The organism is Laceyella sediminis (genome assembly GCF_003003125.1).
GTDB lineage: Bacteria > Bacillota > Bacilli > Thermoactinomycetales > Thermoactinomycetaceae > Laceyella > Laceyella tengchongensis.
The window spans coordinates 96,957-114,683 of record NZ_PVTZ01000005.1 but is presented as its reverse complement, the minus strand read 5'-3'; the positions used below and the strand labels follow the sequence as shown (position 1 = coordinate 114,683).

Below are 17,727 nucleotides of genomic sequence, written 5' to 3'. Positions count from 1 at the left end.
TAAGCCGTCGGGAATCGACCCGGCGGCTTATTTGTCGTGGCGCCCTGCAATCAGGCGCGCAAGCTTTTTTCCGTCCGTTTTCCTTTCTCCAGCAATCCAGTCAGCGCCTTGCGGGCAGTTTCCATCGGCCCCATGTGAAAGCGCCGGAGCCATAAGTGGGCGAAAAGCAGTTGAAACAGGCAGACGCCGATCCAAATGGCGATGACCGTAAGTGAGTTGAGATTGCCGCCCAAACCAATTCCCCATCCGTAAAACAAAATCGAGCACACGATATTCTGCAACACATAACAACTCAAGGACATTTTACCCGCGTTCTCCAAGAAGCCCCACAGAGACAAGGAACGGAATTTGTCTACCAACCACCCGATCAACCCCATGTAACCGAGCGATAGAATCGGGGCGAATAGATACCGCACCGGAAAGTCGAAATAACCGCCAGGAACAAACCACAACAAATTGAGAGGCAAGCCGACGAGCAAACCGATCTTCATCAATTTCTTCCGCAGGTTCCGTCCGTTGATGTCATCTTGGAAGGCCCCTTTTCGCATCAATTTGACACCGATCAAAAACAGAAGGGTATTGTAAGGAATGGCGTAGAGCGCTTCGAGGCGCAAGAGCCAAAAATCACTGAGCCGATATTGCACCTGTTCCCACCAGGTTCCGCTTTGATAGAGGGTGATCACCGCTTGAGGAGTGGCCATCGTGTCGGCGGTGACTTGATGAGCTAGCACGCCCAAGCTGACGAAGCCGATGAAGAAAACGTGAATGACCGCGAAGACGATCATGGCGATGCGCATCACTTTTTCTCCCCCCTTGACGATGAAGGAGACTAGCATCGCCGTCACGGCATAAGACATCAAAATGTCGTACTCCATCACCAAGGTGAAGTGTAGAAATCCTTCCAACAGCAAAATGAGTGAAATCCATATATACATGCCCGGCCAAGGGCGCCCCAATCGTTGCGCTTGCCGATATTTCAACTCTAATCCGATACCGAACATGATCGCTAACAAACCGAGCAATTTTCCGTTGACCAATGCAAGCATCAAGGTGCGCCAAAACGTGTCCGCTGAGGACCACCATTCGTTGTGGGTAAAGGTTAAAAGATAATTTAAGTCACCCAAATACGCAAATAGCCAGATGTTGGTCCCCAATGTGCCTAAGATCGCTAACCCCCGCAAAATGTCCAGCGTTTTGATTCGCTTGGCGTGTGCCATCTTTTATGCTTCCTCTCCAATCCTTTGGATTTAATTCGTACAAGGGTACCAAATAAATATTAGCACAATTGTGCCAAATAAATCAAGTGTGCTATAATCAGGTCATGCCAAAAAAAGTGGATCACGAAAAACAAAAACAGAAAATCGCGGAAGCTGCTTGGCGGGTCATTCGTAACGAAGGGCTGGAGCAATGCACGGTGCGCAACATCGCCAAAGAAGCGGGATTGCCGGTCAGCTCGATGCGCTATTATTTTTCCAACCAGTCGCAGCTGTTCGTGTTTGCCACCAAGCATCTGATTGACCGCATCGCGCAACGGTTGGAAACCATTCCTTACACGGGAGTTCCCTTCAATGACCTCAAGCTGTTGCTGGAGCAATTCATCCCATTGGATGAGGACAGGCAGTTGGAAGTGGAAGTGTGGCATTCGTTTTCAGCCAAGGCGCTACATGACCCTGAGCTACAGCCGCTGAATGAAGAGATGTATGAAGACTTGCACCAAATTATTCGGGGAGCGCTACGCTTGCTGACGCAGGTGAACTTGTTAAAGCCTGATCTTGACCTTGATTTGGAGACGGAGCGACTGTATGCGTTGGTAGACGGATTAGCGATACATAGCATTCTCCTACCGGACAAGTTCCCGCCAGCCAAGGTTGACGCCATTTTGACGCACCATCTGGAACCTTTGTTTCTTCATAGGGACAGCCAGGATAATTTTGTGATGGAGGAGATTTCGAAGGCTTTGAAAGCGTATCGATTAGGCTTGCTCAACTGAATAAAGAGGAGGGATGATGACGTTCACGCGAGGAAGGGATGTGTGTCACGCCTCGCGAGCGACTGGGTCGAGCTTGATATGGCCCGTTCATCACATCGATATGCGGCTTCATGCGGAAGAGCCCCGAATCTCACCTGTGTAGGTGGGGTTCGGGGTTTGTTATTTGCCAGACACGCCCTCGTGCGAAGAGCAAGCAAGAGAGGGGGCCAGAGTGGCCGGAAAAAAGAAATGGCGGCGATTTGTAACTTATTGTAGCGATTTGTCGTTTTTTGAAGCCTTCAATGTAAGATGAAAGCATGACCGGGTGACCGGAATAAAAGATTGACTATTGTTACTCTTTGCACGATGAAGGGAGGGATTAGCCATCATCCGTTTTAAGGGAGTGAATAAATGGTATGGCGACTTTCAAGTTTTAAGCGATATCCATCTTGAGATCAATGCCGGTGAGGTGGTTGTCATTTTGGGCCCGAGTGGTTCGGGCAAAAGCACGTTGTTGCGTTGCATTAATCAGTTGGAGACGATCTCGGACGGAGAGCTGATTGTGGATGGATACAATGTGCAGGACAAAAAAACGGACATCAATCGCTTGCGCCAAGAAATCGGCATGGTGTTTCAGCATTTTCATTTGTATCCGCATAAAACGGTGTTGGAAAATATCACGTTGGCACCCCGCAAAGTGCGCAAAATGCCCAAGGAGGAAGCGGAACGCATCGCGCGACAATACTTGGCCAAAGTGGGCATTCCGGAAAAAGCGGACAGCTATCCAGCTCAGTTGTCAGGCGGACAGCAACAACGCGTGGCTATTGCCCGTGGGTTGGCCATGAAGCCGAAGATCATGCTGTTTGATGAACCGACATCGGCACTGGACCCCGAAATGATCGGCGAAGTGTTGGATGTGATGCGAACACTGGCCAATGAAGGGATGACCATGGTCGTGGTGACACACGAAATGGGATTTGCCCGTGAAGTGGCGGACCGGATTATTTTCATGGATGGGGGCCGCATCTTGGAAGACGCTACTCCTGACCAGTTTTTCAACCACCCGAAAGAAGAGCGGACACGGGTTTTTTTGAGCAAAATCTTAAAACACTGAGCCACGCGTGGGGCAGGACGTGTTAAAAGAACGGTGGAGTGGAAAGAAGGCACATGAAAAGGGGAGATAAGCATGCGCAAATGGTGCACTCTTTTACTGATAGCCGCCATGGCGTTGTTTGGCGCCGCTTGCAACGGAACCGGCGGTGGGGGAAAGATAGCCGATGACAACTCGCTCGAACAGATTAAGCAACGTGGAAAGCTGGTTGCCGGCGTCAAATACGATACGCACCTGTTTGGATATAAAGATCCCGCGGACGGGCAGGTCAAAGGGTTTGAAATCGACTTGATGAAAGAACTAGCTAAGCGCATGCTGGGCGATGAGTCCAAGTTGGAGTTAAAAGAAGTGAATTCCAAAACGCGGATCAAGCTGCTCAATGGTGGAGACATCGATCTGATCTGCGCTACGATGACCATCTCGGAGAAGCGAAAAAAAGAAGTCGATTTCTCCCGCGTTTATTTCATGGCTGGTCAATCGTTACTCGTCCCCAACAACAGTCCCATCAAAACAGTGCATGACACCAAAGGGAAAAAAGTGGCCACGGCCAAAGGGGCGACCAGCGGAAACAACCTGAAGTCGGTGGAGCCTGGCGCGCAAATTCAATTGTACGAAAATTACGCCGATGCGTTTACCGCTTTGCGCGCGGGTCAAGTGGACGCCTTGACCACGGATGACAGTATATTGATGGGCATGCAACAACAAGATCCCAACTTCAAATTGGTTGGGGGTCAATTCACCAAAGAGCCTTACGGCATCGGCTTGAAAAAAGGGGCGAATGAGCTACGGGCTTATGTCGATCAATTTCTCGATCAAATCATCGCGGATGGTACCTATGCCAAACTGTACATGAAGTGGTTTAAACAAGCGCCGCCTCAAGATCTACCCCGACAGGCAGTACAAGCTTCTCCTGGGAAATAGAAGAGGAAGCAAAGGATGGGAAGGATGTTTTCCAGCGGTTTCACTGGTATGCGGTCGGAAAACATCCTTTTCCGATGAAATGAGGAGGCGCTGACACTGTGTGAAGATTGCTTTCAGCCGAGCGGGAATGAGAAAGGAGTGGCGTGCAGGTGGATTTCAGTTTTTTGGAGTTTTATCAGCAAGAGTTCTATGATGGGTTGTGGACAACGATTTCCGTTAGTTTGCTCGCACTGGTTTTCAGCCTGATCTTAGGTACGGTGATTGCCGTGTTGCGCATCTCCGGTGTTAAGGCGTTGGCCGGTTTTGGAACGGCGTATGTTGAGTTCATCCGCAACACCCCCCTCGTCGCGCAGATTTTCTTTGTCTTTTTCGCTTTACCTGCGGTGGGGATCAAGCTCTCACAGTTTGCGGTGGGGACGATCGGCTTGTCCATTTACACCAGTTCCTATATCGCGGAAGTGATTCGAGCCGGAATCCAATCCGTGCCGCGCGGGCAGATGGAAGCGGCCAGGTCGTCGGGAATGACTTATGTCCAGGCGATGTGGTACGTTATTTTGCCGCAGGCGTTTAAACTGATTGTCCCGCCGCTTGGTAACCAGTTCATCAATCTAGTGAAAAACTCGTCAGTGTTGGCGGTAATCGCGGGCGGAGAATTGATGTATTTCACCGATGTGGCTACGACGGAAGCAGATGTGACGCCTGTATATCTTTTTGTTGCGGTCGTTTATCTGCTGCTGACTGTTCCACTCAGCCTGTTGGTCCATTTTTTAGAACGCCGTTGGCTGGGCAAGGAATCTAGTTAAATGGAGGGGGAAGCGATGGATTTTTCCTTTTTGACGCGCGCCGACATTATGAAGACGTTGCTGGATGGTCTGTTGGTCACCTTGGAAGTCGCCTTGTTTTCGATTTTGTTCAGCTTCATATGCGGCATTGTCTTGGGAACGCTACGCTACACCAAAATACCCGTGCTATCCCACTTGGCGGCGCTATATATCGAAACGGTTCGCAACCTCCCACTTTTGTTGATCATCTTCTTCGGGTTTTTCGCTTTCAAAGAGTGGGGCTGGGAATTGCCGATCACCATATCGGTGATCATCAGCATGACCATTTTTACATCTGCGCTGGTCGGGGAAATCGTGCGCGGTGGCCTGAATTCGGTTGACAAGGGGCAAATCGAGGCGGCGCGGGCTTCCGGTTTGACTTATGTGCAAACTTTGTGGCACATTGTGTTGCCGCAAGCATTGCGGCGCATGATTCCGCCGATGGTGAGCCAATTTGTCTCATTATTGAAAGACACTTCACTTGCGGTAGCCATTTCATTGCCCGAATTGATGCATAACGCGCAAATCGTGTACAGCCGTTATTACAACATGACCGTTCCTTTGCTGATTTTTGTGTCGTTGGTCTATTTTGTGATCAATTATAGTCTCTCGCAAGCAAGTAGGCAGTTAGAGAAAAAATTAGCAGGATAGACATATTTTGGATGTTGAGGTTATCATATAATATACATGAGATTGTCGTGCGGGTTGGGAAGGAGCCGATTGGTAACAAGGCTTTTGTAGAAGGTTGATGATAGAAAAGAGAAGCGTATGAGAATAATTAAGAGGGTTGGGGCTGATGGTAATGGAGGAGATCAAATCGCTCATCTATGCGGTGCTTGAAAGATTGGATGTCCAAGGAGCGAGCGTGGAGCAGTTGAAGACGGACATGAACCGGATGCACGAAGATATGGTGCGTTTGGAACAGCGTTTGGAGAAGTGGGAGCGGCATTGGGTCGGATTGGAAAAGGACATGAAGGAGATCAAACAGGAGATCGCGTCTATGCGACATCGGCAACAAACATTTGATGAACAGCTGGCGCGGGAGGAAGAATGGCAATCTAAAATCATGCAAGCGTTGGCGCTCTGTTCGCCGGAGCAAAAAAAGGAGTTGTCCAAGCTGATGGACAAAAGCGTGGGTTGATGTGAAAAGCGCTGTTGGACAGTGCTTTTTTTGTTTAGGTGAAGATTTAAAAGGAAGAGCCCAGTGCGAGGGGAAAATAGGCTTTTCTTTTCTATTGGCGGCAAATAGCTGTATAATACAACTGAGAATGCGCCCGATCTTTTTTGCCGGAAGGAGGGAAACCATGGGCATCAATGGGATTGAGTGGATTCTGATTTTTATCGTGGCATTGATTCTGTTTGGACCGAAGAAGTTGCCGGACTTGGGACGAGCCCTTGGCAAGTCGATTCGTGAGTTTAAAAACGCGACCAACGGCCTGATGGATGATGACGACAAAAAAGAGAATCCCCAAGCAATTGCGGCGACTGTGACGGAACCTGCTTCCGCAAAAGCCGAAGTGAAGAAAGAAGAAGTGAAGTCGCAAACAAACTAAGGGATCTGATGCGCCGGCAAACAAAAAGCCAGACAGCCTTATGGCCGTCTGGCTTTTTGTTCAACAGCACCGGCGAATGCTCCCGCCGCCATATTTCTCATCGGTGGCCCGACGATGGAATTCCGCTTCGGTAAGTGGGGTTTCTCCAGGATGATGCTTGTGAAAATGCGCGAGATACCGCTCATAGTCTGGCACCCCGGCCATGCCGTTCAGATAAGATGCCAGCGCTTTCAACATTTTTAGCCAGATGGGGCAAGTCGCTTGTTTTTCCATGACTTTCCCTCCCTTATACTCCAGGTTGGCGTGGGACATAGGGCGCCTCCTTCAGCGGGAGGTTTTCCCGCTTGACCAGCACTTTATACCAGACGCGCACCGCATCGAGAATGATGATTGCCACCAAGGCCATGAAGAGGAGTGTCATCACCGCATCAATGTGGTTGTTGAACGCGATGCGCTCCATCTCTGCAATGGATTTGGCTGGTGCCAGCACTTGTCCGGAAGCGATTGCCTGCTCGTATTTTTCGGCTGCTCGCAAGAAACTGACAGAGGGGGAGTCGTGGAATAGCTTTTGCCACCCCGCAGTCATCGTCACCGTTGTGAGCCAAACGAGCGGAACAAAACTAACCCAAGCGTACACCGCTTTTCCCATCTTGATGAGAATCGTCGTGCCTATCACTAACCCCACAACCGCCAACATCTGATTGGCGATGCCGAATAGCGGCCACAGGGTGTTGATGCCGCCAAGCGGGTCAATCACGCCCTGGTATAAAAAGTAACCCCATCCGGCTACGACCAGACCGCTGGCCATGATGTTGGCGGGATACCAGTCTGTTTTTCCTAACTTGGGATGGAAATGCCCCAGCAGATCTTGCAAAATGAAACGGCCAACCCGTGTGCCGGCGTCAATCGTCGTCAGGATGAACACTGCTTCAAATAAGATGGCGAAGTGATACCAGAAGGCCATGAGTGCCTTCCCGCCGATCACGCTGGAGAAAATGGTCGCAATGCCAACTGCCAACGTGGGTGCGCCGCCCGTGCGCGACAAGATCGACTGTTCACCGATGTCGTTGGCCAAATTTTGCAGGTCGGCCGGTGTGATCGTGAATACTTCGCCGAACTTGGAAACCGTAGCAGCAGCGGAGGCTACGTCGGTGCCGATGATGGCTGCTGGGCTATTCATGGCCATGTAGACGCCTGGTGTGAGCAGACAGGCGGCGATCAGTGCCATCACCGCGACGAGTGACTCCGTCAGCATGCCCCCGAAGCCGATCATCCGCGCATGGGATTCGCGAGTAATCATTTTGGGAGTGGTGCCAGATGAAACCAAGGCGTGAAACCCGGAGATGGAGCCGCAAGCGATGGTGATGAAGACGAACGGGAAGAGGTCGCCAGCAAACACGGGGCCGGTGCCGTCGATGAATTTGGTGATCGCGGGCATTTGCAAATCAGGAAGTACAAGCAAAATACCGAAGGCCAGCGCGAAGATCGTGCCCACTTTCAGGAAGGTGCTCAGATAGTCGCGGGGTGCCAACAACAGCCAAACCGGGATAACAGAAGCGATAAAGCCGTAAATGATCATGAGCCAGGCAATGGTGGTGCCTTCCAGGGTGAAGTGGGCGGCTAGCGTCGGATGGGTGGACACCCATTGCCCCAGATAGAGAGAAAGCAGGAGCAAGGCAAACCCGATCAATGAGGTTTCCAGCACTTTCCCCGGACGCAAATAACGCATATAAACACCCATAAACAGGGCGATGGGGATGGTCATGGCGATGGTGAACATGCCCCAAGGGCTGTCGGCGAGCGCTTTGACAACTACCAGGCCCAGCACGGCCAATAAGATGATCAGAATGCCGAGAATGCCGAACAGGGCGGTGAAGCCCCCCACTGGCCCGATCTCTTCTTTGACCATGTCACCGATGGATTTTCCGTTTCTGCGCATGGAACCGAAGAGAACGATAAAATCATGCACGGCGCCGCCGATCACGACCCCGACAATGATCCACAGGGTGCCAGGCAGATAGCCCATCTGCGCGGCCAAGATCGGGCCGACGAGTGGGCCGGCGCCAGCGATCGCTGCGAAGTGGTGCCCAAACAAGACCCATTTGTTGGTGGGGACGAAATCTTTGCCGTCATTGTGAATCTCGGCTGGAGTTTTGCGGTTGTCGTCCAATTCAAACACTTTTCTGGCCAAGAAACGGCTGTAAAAGCGGTAACTGATAGCATAAGAGCAGATGGCGGCCGTCAGTAGCCAGATGGCGTTGACCGACTCACCGCGTTGTAGCGCGAGGATGGCGAAAGCGGCGGCGCCAAGCACAGAGATGCCTGTCCATAGCAGATAAGAAAGCCAACGAGAACGGATCATACCATACCTCCTCAAGAAAGCGGTATTAAAATAGAGATTTTATTCTAATTATATATACAATTTTTAAAATGGCAAATCGTATTTGAATCGTAATCATGCACGCTGGAAGCGGTAAAGAGAAAAAAGGAGAAGGAAAGCCCTTCTCTTTATGCAAGCCATTTATTATGGAATCAAGGTTTGCCCAAGCGAAATGAGGAGTGCTGACACGGTGACGACGGAGATCAGCAAGGAGATCAAAATGGCGATCGCGATCGACGTTTGCTTCTCCAATATTTCATATTGCTATCCGAAGCGTCGGCAAACAAAGTTGAAAAGGTTTTCGGAACCGACGATGATGTTACGGATGCCAGAGTCCGCCCACTCGGTGATCAGCTCAAACTGTTTGTCATCGTCTACAGCATATAGGCAACGCTCCGAACCTTCGCGCAACGTTTCATCCAAAAAAACGCCCAGTTCGCATTTTTCATAGCGGGGTTGAGATCCTTTTGGATAAGTCAAAGCCATGCTACCTACTCCCATTATACGGAATATTTAAACAATCCTTTTACGTTGCATTTTAATGTCTAAATTTATTTATGTTAAACTATTAGTGTTAATAATAGATATAAAAAAAATCATACACAGGTGATGCTGGGACATGAATATCAGTGATTTGGAAGTGTTTAAATCCGTGGCCACCCATAAAAGCATCAGCAAGGCGGCCGTCCGCTTGAATTATGTTCAGGCCAATGTCTCCAACCGGATCAAAAAGATCGAGTCGGTTTTTCAGACACAGTTGTTTTACCGAACAGGTCGGGGCGTGGAATTGACACCGAAGGGAAAAGATTTTTTGGAATACGCCAAAAAAATATTAGCCCTTTATGAAGAAATGAAACAGTCCATCCATCACCTGCCACCCGCCCCCGATTCCTTGGCTGTTGGTGCGACAGTCATTACATCCAACCTCCACATGTCACCCATCATCTCCCTTTACCATCAATTGCATCCCCAAGTAAACCTATCCTTGTCGACCGGCACCACCGAAGAGCTTACCAATGCCGTGCTTGCCAATGAATTGGATGGTGCGTTGGTGATCGACTTCGACAAAGAAGTGAAGCTCGCCAAAGAGCACATTATCGACGAAGAATTGGTTTTGATTATGAACGCTTCTCATCCCCCGTTGACCTTGTATAAAGACTTGCAAAATCAAACGCTACTTCTTTTGCGGTCGGGATGTCGATACCGGGCCAAGTTGGAACGGTGGTTGACTGAGGAACAGATCATCCCCCATAAAAAAATAGAATTTTATACGATAGAAAATCTGCTAGGGTGCATGCGCTCCGGGATGGGGGTGGCCCTTGTTTCCCGTTCCATGAGCGACAAACTGGTGCAGGAAGGATGGGTTCGCAGTTATCCCATCCCCAAACAATACCGAAAGGAGAGCATCGTATTCATTTGCAAAGAGGAAGCGGTGGAAACACTAGAGCCGTTTGTGGCGATCATCAAGGACTACTTCCGCCAATACAGATCATAATTTCACCAGCAGGCAAGCGTCGCCAGGAAGAGATGGAATATTTCGATTGTTATAGTGTAAAAGGTGAATCATGCTTTTGCCGACATTCCTTTGTGAGTGTTCAGATGGTAGACAACCCCCGTCAGTTGCATGTTCGTCTTAGGCCCTGTGATGGAAGGGAAGCGACTTCGATCGTTTGGGGCCGCTAGGGAATGCAGTCTGACAACCCGCTTTGGGGCACTTTGTCATCCGTCTCGACACTCCTTAGTGAGTGTTGGCTTTCTTTTTGTGCTATACTGTGAAAAGATTTGACTTATGATGCAAGGTTTATTGTTTGCGGAGGTGAAGAAAATTGTCTATTTCCAAAGAACAAGTGCAAAAAGTAGCGATGCTGGGCCGATTGAAGTTGTCCGAGGAAGAGGCGGAGCAATACACCACCCAGCTTAACGATATTCTTCAATTTGTGGAAAAGCTGAACGAGTTGGATACAGAAGCCGTGGAACCAACGAGTCATGTCCTGCCCATGCAGAATGTGCTTCGGGAAGACGAGGTTCGGCCTTCGCTTGAGCGGGACAAAGCATTGGCCAATGCGCCGGAGCAGCAAGACGGCATGTTCCGCGTGCCAGCTGTATTTGAATAATAGGGGGGAAACGGAATGTCTTTATTGCGTGACTCATTGAAGGAAATACATAAACGACTCTCCACTCGCGAATTGTCGGCAAGTGACCTGGTTGAAGAGTCCTTGGCGCAAATTGCGAAAGTGGACGGCGACGTGCGCGCTTTTTTGAAAGTGGATGAAGAAGGGGCGCGCAAACAAGCAGCAGAGCTAGACAAAAAGTGGGCCAACTCCTCCACACGCGGCTTGTTGGGAGGATTGCCAGCCGGGCTCAAAGACAACTTGTGCACGGAAGGGCTGACGACCACTTGCGCCAGCCAGTTGCTCGCTAACTACAACCCGATTTATAATGCTACGGTTGTCGATAAGCTTGCTGAAGCCGAATCGGTTACCGTCGGCAAACTGAACATGGATGAATTCGCCATGGGTGGCTCTACGGAAAACTCCGGTTTCCATCCTACATACAATCCTTGGGACCTCTCCCGGGTGCCGGGTGGTTCTAGCGGTGGTTCTGCGGCAGCTGTTGCAGCGGGGGAAGTTTATTACGCTTTGGGCTCCGACACAGGCGGATCGATCCGGCAACCAGCGGCGTTTTGCGGCGTGGTCGGCCTCAAGCCTACCTATGGACGGGTCTCCCGGTACGGTCTTGTCGCTTTTGCTTCGTCGTTGGATCAGATCGGCCCGTTGACCAAAAACGTGGAAGACGCCGCTTATGTGTTGCAGGCGATCTCCGGGCATGATGCCAAAGACTCTACGTCGGCCCAAGTGGACGTGCCTGACTTCTTGTCCGCCCTGACTGGCGATATCAAGGGGCTCAAAGTGGCAGTGCCCAAAGAGATGATGGGCGAAGGGATCGATGCGGGGGTCAAAGAGCGCGTTCAAGCGGCGATCAAGAAGCTGGAACAAATGGGAGCGGTGGTGGAAGAGGTGTCGTTGCCTCACTCCGACTATGCCGTGGCCGCTTATTATCTGATCGCTCCAGCGGAAGCTTCGTCCAACTTGGCCCGTTATGACGGGGTTCGTTACGGTGTGCGCAAACAAGGGCAAAATCTGTTGGACATGTACCTCGAAACGCGTAGCCAAGGATTCGGCTCGGAAGTGAAACGGCGGATTATGCTGGGTACGTATGCGCTTAGCTCGGGTTATTATGATGCGTACTATTTGAAAGCGCAAAAAGTGCGCACCTTGATCCGTCAAGATTTTGAACGGGTATTCGCTGACTATGACGTCATCGTCGGTCCGACGACGCCGACGACGGCCTTTAAGATCGGAGAAAACATCAACGATCCGTTGACAATGTACATGAACGACATCTTGACCATCCCTGTCAACTTGGCTGGATTGCCCGCGATTAGCGTGCCGTGCGGCTTGGCTGAAGGCTTGCCGGTCGGCCTGCAAATCATCGGCAAAGCATTTGACGAAGCGACCGTACTCCGTGTGGCACACGCGTTTGAGCAAGAAACGGAACGACTGCCTGTTCCGCCGTTGGGAGGGAAACAAGCATGAGCAAATATGAAACGGTGATCGGACTGGAAGTTCATGTGGAGCTTTCCACGAAAACCAAGATTTTCTGCGGCTGTTCTACGGAATTCGGGGCTCCGCCAAATAGCCACACCTGCCCGGTGTGTCTGGGACATCCCGGAGTGTTGCCGGTGCTGAACAAAGAAGCGGTCAACTTCGCGATTAAGGCAGCCATGGCCTTGAACTGCGAGATCGCTGAATACAGCAAGTTCGATCGGAAAAACTACTTCTATCCAGACTCACCCAAAGCGTATCAAATCTCGCAGTACGACCAACCCATCGGGCAAAACGGCTGGATTGAGATTGAGGTGGATGGGGAGAAAAAACGAATCGGGATCACACGCCTTCATTTGGAAGAGGATGCAGGAAAGCTGAACCACTTGGAAGAAGGGGAAGGGTCCCTCGTCGATTTCAACCGGGTCGGTGTGCCATTGATCGAGATTGTGTCGGAGCCTGATTTGCGCTCTCCAGCGGAAGCCAGAGCGTATCTGGAGAAATTGAAGCAGATCATTCAGTACACCGGTGTGTCCGATGTGAAGATGGAAGAAGGCTCTCTCCGCTGTGACGCCAACATCAGCTTGCGGCCGGTGGGACAAAAGGAGTTTGGCACCAAAACGGAAATGAAAAACCTCAACTCGTTCCGCAATGTGGAGCGGGCGTTGGAATATGAGCAAGGACGCCAAGCGGAGATGTTGGATCGGGGCGAGAAGATCACCCAGCAGACATTGCGCTGGTTGGAAAATGAAAATCGCACCAAATTGATGCGCAGCAAGGAAGAAGCGCATGACTACCGCTATTTCCCAGAACCGGACCTGGTACGCTTGCATATTTCAGAGGCTTGGAAAGAAGCGATCCGTCGCGAGTTGCCGGAGTTGCCAGATGCTCGTAAGGAGCGTTATATGACAGAATTCCAACTGTCCGACTACGATGCCACGATTCTTACCAATACCAAGGCAGTTGCCGATTATTATGAGCAAGTGGTCGCGGCCAATGTCGACCCCAAATTGGCCTCCAACTGGGTGATTACTGATCTGTTGGGCTACCTCAATGCGGAAGGGAAAGAAATCACGGATATCGTGATGACACCTGCCCATCTGGCTGGCATGATCCAACTGATCCAAAAAGGGACGATCAGCACCAAAATCGCTAAAAAAGTGTTTAAAGAGATGCTTGCAACCGGTAAAGAACCAAATGTGATTGTCGAAGAGAAGGGCCTCGTCCAAATCAGCGACGAAGGGCAGTTGCGTGAGGAAGTGACCAAAGTGTTGGCGGCCAACCAAGAGTCGGTGGAAGACTTGAAAAACGGCAAAGACCGCGCACTCGGTTTCCTCGTGGGTCAAGTGATGAAAGCGACCAAAGGGAAAGCCAATCCGCAACTGGTCAACAAATTGATTAAAGAAGAAATCGGACTATAAAAGGTTGGGGAGCTCGCCTTTCAAAGAGGCGGGCTCCTTTTAAAAAGGGGGCGACAGAGATGCTGGGCTTTTACCTGATCATCGCTGTCTTGTTTCTCGGCGGAGGGCTTTATCAATTGTTTGTCGCTCAATTGCCCGTCTTTGCCGTCCATTCATTTTTGGTAGCACTTTATTTTTATGTCACTTTCTATGAGCTGAGGGGGAAGCCGTTTTCCCGTCATGTGTATTTGATCACAATGGGGTTGCTGGTGGCCGACGGGTTGGTGAATCTTTTGCTGGTGTCTGAAAGTATATTGAGCGGGATGGTTAGCATGTTTTTCGCTTTTCTCTGCCTGCAATCGTACCGCCGCATCTATCGAGAACGGGCATAAACGGGCAGATGGAAACACAGGGGTGAGGCTGGATGGGTAAACGCGGTGTGCTGGTGATCGCGCATGGTTCAAAAAACAAAGATTGGGTGCACCTGGTTGACTGTGCTGTGTCACAAGCGGCAGTAGATGCCCCGCTGGCGACCAGTTTTTTGGAGTATGTGCCTGGACGGTCGGTAGCGCAAGGGATCGCGTCGCTGAAACAGCAAGGGGTTACTGACCTTGCCGCGGTGCCACTGTTCGTTTCTTCTGGAAGCACCCATATAGAAGAGATCCGTCACCTGCTCGGTATGGGGAGCGAATCTCACAAGGAAATGATTCAGCAGGCAGTGCCGGGTGATCTGGTTGTTCGCTTGTGCCCAGCCATGGATGATCATCCGTTGATCGTGGAAGTACTGGCCGAGCGGGCGAGTTCTCTATCTACCCAGCCAGCAGAAGAAGCATTATTATTGGTGGGGCATGGGAGTGACCAGACTGGATCTCAGGAACAGTGGCTAGCGATGATGAAGAGTTTGGCTCGGCAATTGCAAGCCAAGTTGGGATTTGCCGCTGTTGCCTGTGCCACCTTGTTGCCAGATAATGTACGACAGCAGCTTTTAGCGTTGTCAACAAGGTACCGGGTGTTGGTCGTGCCCCTCTTTTTGAGCGAAGGCACTTTTACCCGGAACAAGTTGCCAAAGCGACTCAGCGGCGCCGAGGTGGTGTACACGGGGCAAGCTTATTTGCCCAGCCCTTTGATTCCGCGCTGGATCGAGGCGGTTGTGCAGGAAGTATGGGCAGTGAAACCGATAAGCCCCCCTTGACTATAAGGGGGGCTTCAGACTATGCTACTCTCTAATGATTTCAAAGCAAAAGGACAACACCCGAGGTGCATTGGCGTATGAACATTTCCGCAAGTTGGGCAAATGCCTTCGTTCAAACATGATATAATCGTGAGTATGTTTGACAAGGAGTGATGCCGATGCGGAACGGGTGGCGCAGGTGGTTGATCGTCGTCCTGGCCTTATTTTTGTTATTGCCTGTGCATCAAACGTCCGCCCATCCGTTGACCATTGTGTCGACGAAAGCCTCGTTGCACGAGACATCCCTTACCGTGGAGATGTTGGTGGAAGCGGCCTTATTGGCGCGGATCGATGGGATTCGATTGCAACAAAATGAACCGTTGTCGTCTGAAACCAAATCCAAACTGGAGCGCATGATCCGTCAGTCTTTCAAGATCAGCAATGAAGATCGGCTGATGCAGGTGCGTTTAGTGGCGGCGGATTGGCAGAACCATGCGCACGTGGAACTGAAGTTGGTTTATTCATCCAATCAAAAATTGGGCAAGCTATCCTTTGTGGACGACCTTTTTTTTGACGTGGCGGGTAAACAGCACCAAAATGTGTTGACCCTCTCGGAGAATGGGGCGAAGAGCACATTTGTCTTCAGCGAGAGTGTCAGGGAGTTGACGGTTCATGCCGGAACGGCCCTGTCTTGGTGGGTAGCTGCTCAAGAATTTTTCCAGCTGGGTGTGGAGCACATATGGTTTGGGTTTGACCACTTGGCTTTTTTGATGGCGCTTCTACTGGTGCGCGATCATTGGCGGGAGATGCTCAAGGTGGTCACTTCGTTCACCGTCGCGCATTCCATCACATTGTTCTTGGCGATGATGAATATCTTGGCTGTTCCGTCTAAGTGGGTGGAAGCGTTGATCGCCCTCAGCATCTTGTTCGTGGCGTTGGAAAATGTTTGGTTGGCCCAAGGGAAACCGTGGGTGAAGCGCTGGGTGCTGACGTTTTATTTTGGATTGATTCATGGTTTGGGATTTGCGGGTTCCTTGGCGGATATCCAGTTGCCGAAAAACCATTTGTTGACGGCATTGTTTTCGTTTAACATTGGGATAGAAGTGGGACAAATCGTCCTAGTCGCTTTGGTGTGGCCTTTGCTAACTTATGCCTGGCGGTACAAGCCATCTGTCCTTGTGGCGCGTGGCTTGACGGTCGTGATCGCCTTGTTCGGGCTGGCTTGGTTTGTGGAACGGGCATTTGCATGGGACATTCCGATGTTTGATTTGTAAAGCCTCACGGTGGATTGACACCGGTGAGGCCAATGTGATGAGAAGAAAGGGTGGAGCCTGATGGCGAAAAGTGATATTGGCGTAATCGGCCTAGCAGTCATGGGCAAAAACTTGGCCTTGAATATTGAGAGCAGAGGGTATACCGTGTCCCTGTTCAACCGGTCGCCGGAAAGAACAAAGCAAATGCTGGAAGAGCATGCAGGCCGGAAGTTGGTCGGCACTTACACGATGCAAGAGTTCATCGATTCGTTGGAACGGCCGCGACGAGTTTTGTTGATGGTGAAAGCGGGCAAGCCGACGGATGATATGATCGCCCAGTTGAAAAAGTATCTAGAACCGGGGGATATCGTCATCGACGGTGGGAACACGTTCTATCAGGATACGGTTCGCCGCAACCAAGAGCTGTCTGAAGCGGGCATTCACTTTATCGGCGCGGGTGTATCCGGCGGTGAAGAAGGGGCGTTGAAAGGGCCAGCGATCATGCCAGGCGGACAGCGTGAAGCTTATCAGTTGGTGGAGCCGATTCTGACGGCCATCTCCGCCAAAGTAAATGGGGAGCCTTGCTGTACATACATCGGTCCGGACGGTGCCGGCCATTATGTGAAAATGGTTCACAACGGCATTGAGTATGGGGACATGCAGTTGATCTGTGAAGCATACTTTTTGATGAAACACCTTTTGAACATGGATGCCCAGGAACTGCATGAAGTGTTCGCCGAGTGGAATCAAGGCGAATTGGACAGCTACCTGATCGAAATTACTGCTGACATTTTCGCCAAAGTGGACGAAGAGACCGGCGAGCCGTTGGTGGAAAAGATTTTGGACACCGCTGGCCAAAAAGGGACAGGCAAATGGACCAGCCAAAGTTCGCTGGACTTGGGTGTGCCTTTGACTATCATCACCGAATCGGTGTATGCGCGCTTTTTGTCAGCGATGAAAGAAGAGCGGATCAAAGCGAGCAAGCTGCTCTCTGGACCGAAACCGGGCTGCACCGTGATTCAAGACCGCAAAGCATTTGTGGAGTCGATTAGAAAAGCCCTTTATGCAAGCAAAATCTGTTCTTACGCACAGGGATTCGCACAGATGAAAGCGGCGTCCGACGAGTTCGGTTGGGATTTGAAGCCGGGTGAAATCGCGATGATCTTCCGGGGCGGTTGTATCATCCGTGCTCGTTTCCTGCAAAACATCAAGGAGGCGTATGACCGCGACCCGGGCTTGACCAACCTGCTCTTGGATCCCTATTTCAAAGGCATTGTGGAAGAATATCAAGAAGCATGGCGCGAAGTGGTTGCCGCAGCGGTGCTCAATGGCATTCCGGTACCGGCGTTTGCCAGCGCACTGAGCTATTATGACAGCTACCGCTCTGAGCAGTTGCCTGCCAACCTGTTGCAAGCGCAACGGGATTATTTTGGAGCGCACACCTACCAGCGGGTGGACAAAGAAGGCGTGTTTCACACCCAATGGCTGGATAAATAATCAGCAAAAGAACGAAAGCGAAAACAGCACCTTTTCCTATCAACTG

At 50.8% G+C, this 17,727-nt stretch carries 19 protein-coding genes; 15 read left to right on the top strand and 4 right to left on the bottom strand.

The genetic code is table 11. The features are described 5' to 3' along the window. Positions 1-50: 50 nt before the first annotated feature. Positions 51-1,217, bottom strand: coding sequence for a DUF418 domain-containing protein (locus CLV36_RS07925; RefSeq protein WP_106342292.1), 1,167 nt, complete (start codon positions 1,215-1,217; stop codon positions 51-53). Between the two features lie 104 nt (positions 1,218-1,321). Here CLV36_RS07925 and CLV36_RS07920 point away from each other — a divergent pair, with 104 nt between their 5' ends. The 7 genes from CLV36_RS07920 (at position 1,322) to CLV36_RS07890 (ending at position 6,375) form a co-directional block, all read left to right on the top strand. After that, on the top strand, positions 1,322-1,990 hold the full coding sequence (locus CLV36_RS07920) for a TetR/AcrR family transcriptional regulator (RefSeq protein WP_106342291.1): 669 nt from the start codon (positions 1,322-1,324) through the stop codon (positions 1,988-1,990). 364 nt (positions 1,991-2,354) lie between these two features. Then, positions 2,355-3,083 (top strand): amino acid ABC transporter ATP-binding protein, encoded by a 729-nt coding sequence (locus CLV36_RS07915; RefSeq protein WP_106342290.1) that lies wholly within the window; start codon positions 2,355-2,357, stop codon positions 3,081-3,083. 72 nt (positions 3,084-3,155) lie between these two features. Continuing rightward, positions 3,156-4,001: a transporter substrate-binding domain-containing protein gene (locus CLV36_RS07910; RefSeq protein WP_106342289.1), complete on the top strand. Its 846-nt coding sequence runs from the start codon at positions 3,156-3,158 to the stop codon at positions 3,999-4,001. A 143-nt stretch (positions 4,002-4,144) separates the two neighbouring features. Then, positions 4,145-4,804: an amino acid ABC transporter permease gene (locus CLV36_RS07905; RefSeq protein ID WP_029071915.1), complete on the top strand. Its 660-nt coding sequence runs from the start codon at positions 4,145-4,147 to the stop codon at positions 4,802-4,804. Between the two features lie 15 nt (positions 4,805-4,819). Continuing rightward, positions 4,820-5,473, top strand: a complete 654-nt coding sequence (locus tag CLV36_RS07900) for an amino acid ABC transporter permease (protein WP_102993907.1) — start codon at positions 4,820-4,822, stop codon at positions 5,471-5,473. A 145-nt stretch (positions 5,474-5,618) separates the two neighbouring features. Then, positions 5,619-5,963 (top strand): hypothetical protein, encoded by a 345-nt coding sequence (locus CLV36_RS07895; RefSeq protein ID WP_106342288.1) that lies wholly within the window; start codon positions 5,619-5,621, stop codon positions 5,961-5,963. A 163-nt stretch (positions 5,964-6,126) separates the two neighbouring features. Next, positions 6,127-6,375 carry a twin-arginine translocase TatA/TatE family subunit gene (locus CLV36_RS07890; RefSeq protein WP_106342287.1) on the top strand — a complete coding sequence of 83 codons (249 nt, stop codon included), beginning with the start codon at positions 6,127-6,129 and terminating at the stop codon, positions 6,373-6,375. A 60-nt stretch (positions 6,376-6,435) separates the two neighbouring features. Here CLV36_RS07890 and CLV36_RS07885 read toward each other — a convergent pair whose 3' ends face one another. From CLV36_RS07885 to CLV36_RS07875, 3 genes are all read right to left on the bottom strand, one after another. Continuing rightward, positions 6,436-6,648, bottom strand: a complete 213-nt coding sequence (locus CLV36_RS07885; protein WP_022737057.1) for a YbdD/YjiX family protein — start codon at positions 6,646-6,648, stop codon at positions 6,436-6,438. Positions 6,649-6,661: 13 nt separating this feature from the next. Next, positions 6,662-8,737 carry a carbon starvation CstA family protein gene (locus CLV36_RS07880; RefSeq protein ID WP_106342286.1) on the bottom strand — a complete coding sequence of 692 codons (2,076 nt, stop codon included), beginning with the start codon at positions 8,735-8,737 and terminating at the stop codon, positions 6,662-6,664. Between the two features lie 282 nt (positions 8,738-9,019). Further along, positions 9,020-9,241 carry a hypothetical protein gene (locus CLV36_RS07875; RefSeq protein ID WP_106342285.1) on the bottom strand — a complete coding sequence of 74 codons (222 nt, stop codon included), beginning with the start codon at positions 9,239-9,241 and terminating at the stop codon, positions 9,020-9,022. Positions 9,242-9,374: 133 nt separating this feature from the next. On the opposite strand from CLV36_RS07875, the gene CLV36_RS07870 reads away from it, so the two are divergent. The 8 genes from CLV36_RS07870 to gndA all read left to right on the top strand — a co-directional run bounded on the left by CLV36_RS07870 (position 9,375) and on the right by gndA (position 17,681). Next, positions 9,375-10,250 (top strand): LysR family transcriptional regulator, encoded by an 876-nt coding sequence (locus CLV36_RS07870; protein WP_106342284.1) that lies wholly within the window; start codon positions 9,375-9,377, stop codon positions 10,248-10,250. A gap of 331 nt (positions 10,251-10,581) precedes the next feature. Continuing rightward, positions 10,582-10,869 (top strand): Asp-tRNA(Asn)/Glu-tRNA(Gln) amidotransferase subunit GatC, encoded by a 288-nt coding sequence (gatC, locus tag CLV36_RS07865; protein ID WP_102993308.1) that lies wholly within the window; start codon positions 10,582-10,584, stop codon positions 10,867-10,869. 15 nt (positions 10,870-10,884) lie between these two features. Then, the gene (gene gatA / locus CLV36_RS07860; RefSeq protein WP_106342283.1) at positions 10,885-12,351 is read left to right on the top strand and encodes an Asp-tRNA(Asn)/Glu-tRNA(Gln) amidotransferase subunit GatA; all 1,467 of its coding nucleotides are present in this window, start codon (positions 10,885-10,887) and stop codon (positions 12,349-12,351) included. Then, entirely contained in the window at positions 12,348-13,781 is a 1,434-nt protein-coding gene (gatB, locus tag CLV36_RS07855) for an Asp-tRNA(Asn)/Glu-tRNA(Gln) amidotransferase subunit GatB (protein WP_106342282.1), read from the top strand. Before gatA ends, gatB begins: the two co-directional genes overlap by 4 nt. A 59-nt stretch (positions 13,782-13,840) precedes the next feature. Next, complete coding sequence (locus CLV36_RS07850; RefSeq protein ID WP_106342281.1) at positions 13,841-14,152, top strand: hypothetical protein; 312 nt, start codon at positions 13,841-13,843, stop codon at positions 14,150-14,152. A 32-nt stretch (positions 14,153-14,184) separates the two neighbouring features. Continuing rightward, positions 14,185-14,952, top strand: a complete 768-nt coding sequence (locus CLV36_RS07845; RefSeq protein WP_106342280.1) for a sirohydrochlorin chelatase — start codon at positions 14,185-14,187, stop codon at positions 14,950-14,952. Positions 14,953-15,110: 158 nt separating this feature from the next. Further along, a complete protein-coding gene (locus CLV36_RS07840; RefSeq protein ID WP_181352893.1) occupies positions 15,111-16,205 on the top strand; it encodes a HupE/UreJ family protein in 1,095 nt (364 codons plus the stop codon). Between the two features lie 60 nt (positions 16,206-16,265). Beyond that, positions 16,266-17,681, top strand: coding sequence for an NADP-dependent phosphogluconate dehydrogenase (gndA, locus tag CLV36_RS07835; protein ID WP_106342278.1), 1,416 nt, complete (start codon positions 16,266-16,268; stop codon positions 17,679-17,681). Positions 17,682-17,727 lie beyond the last annotated feature (46 nt).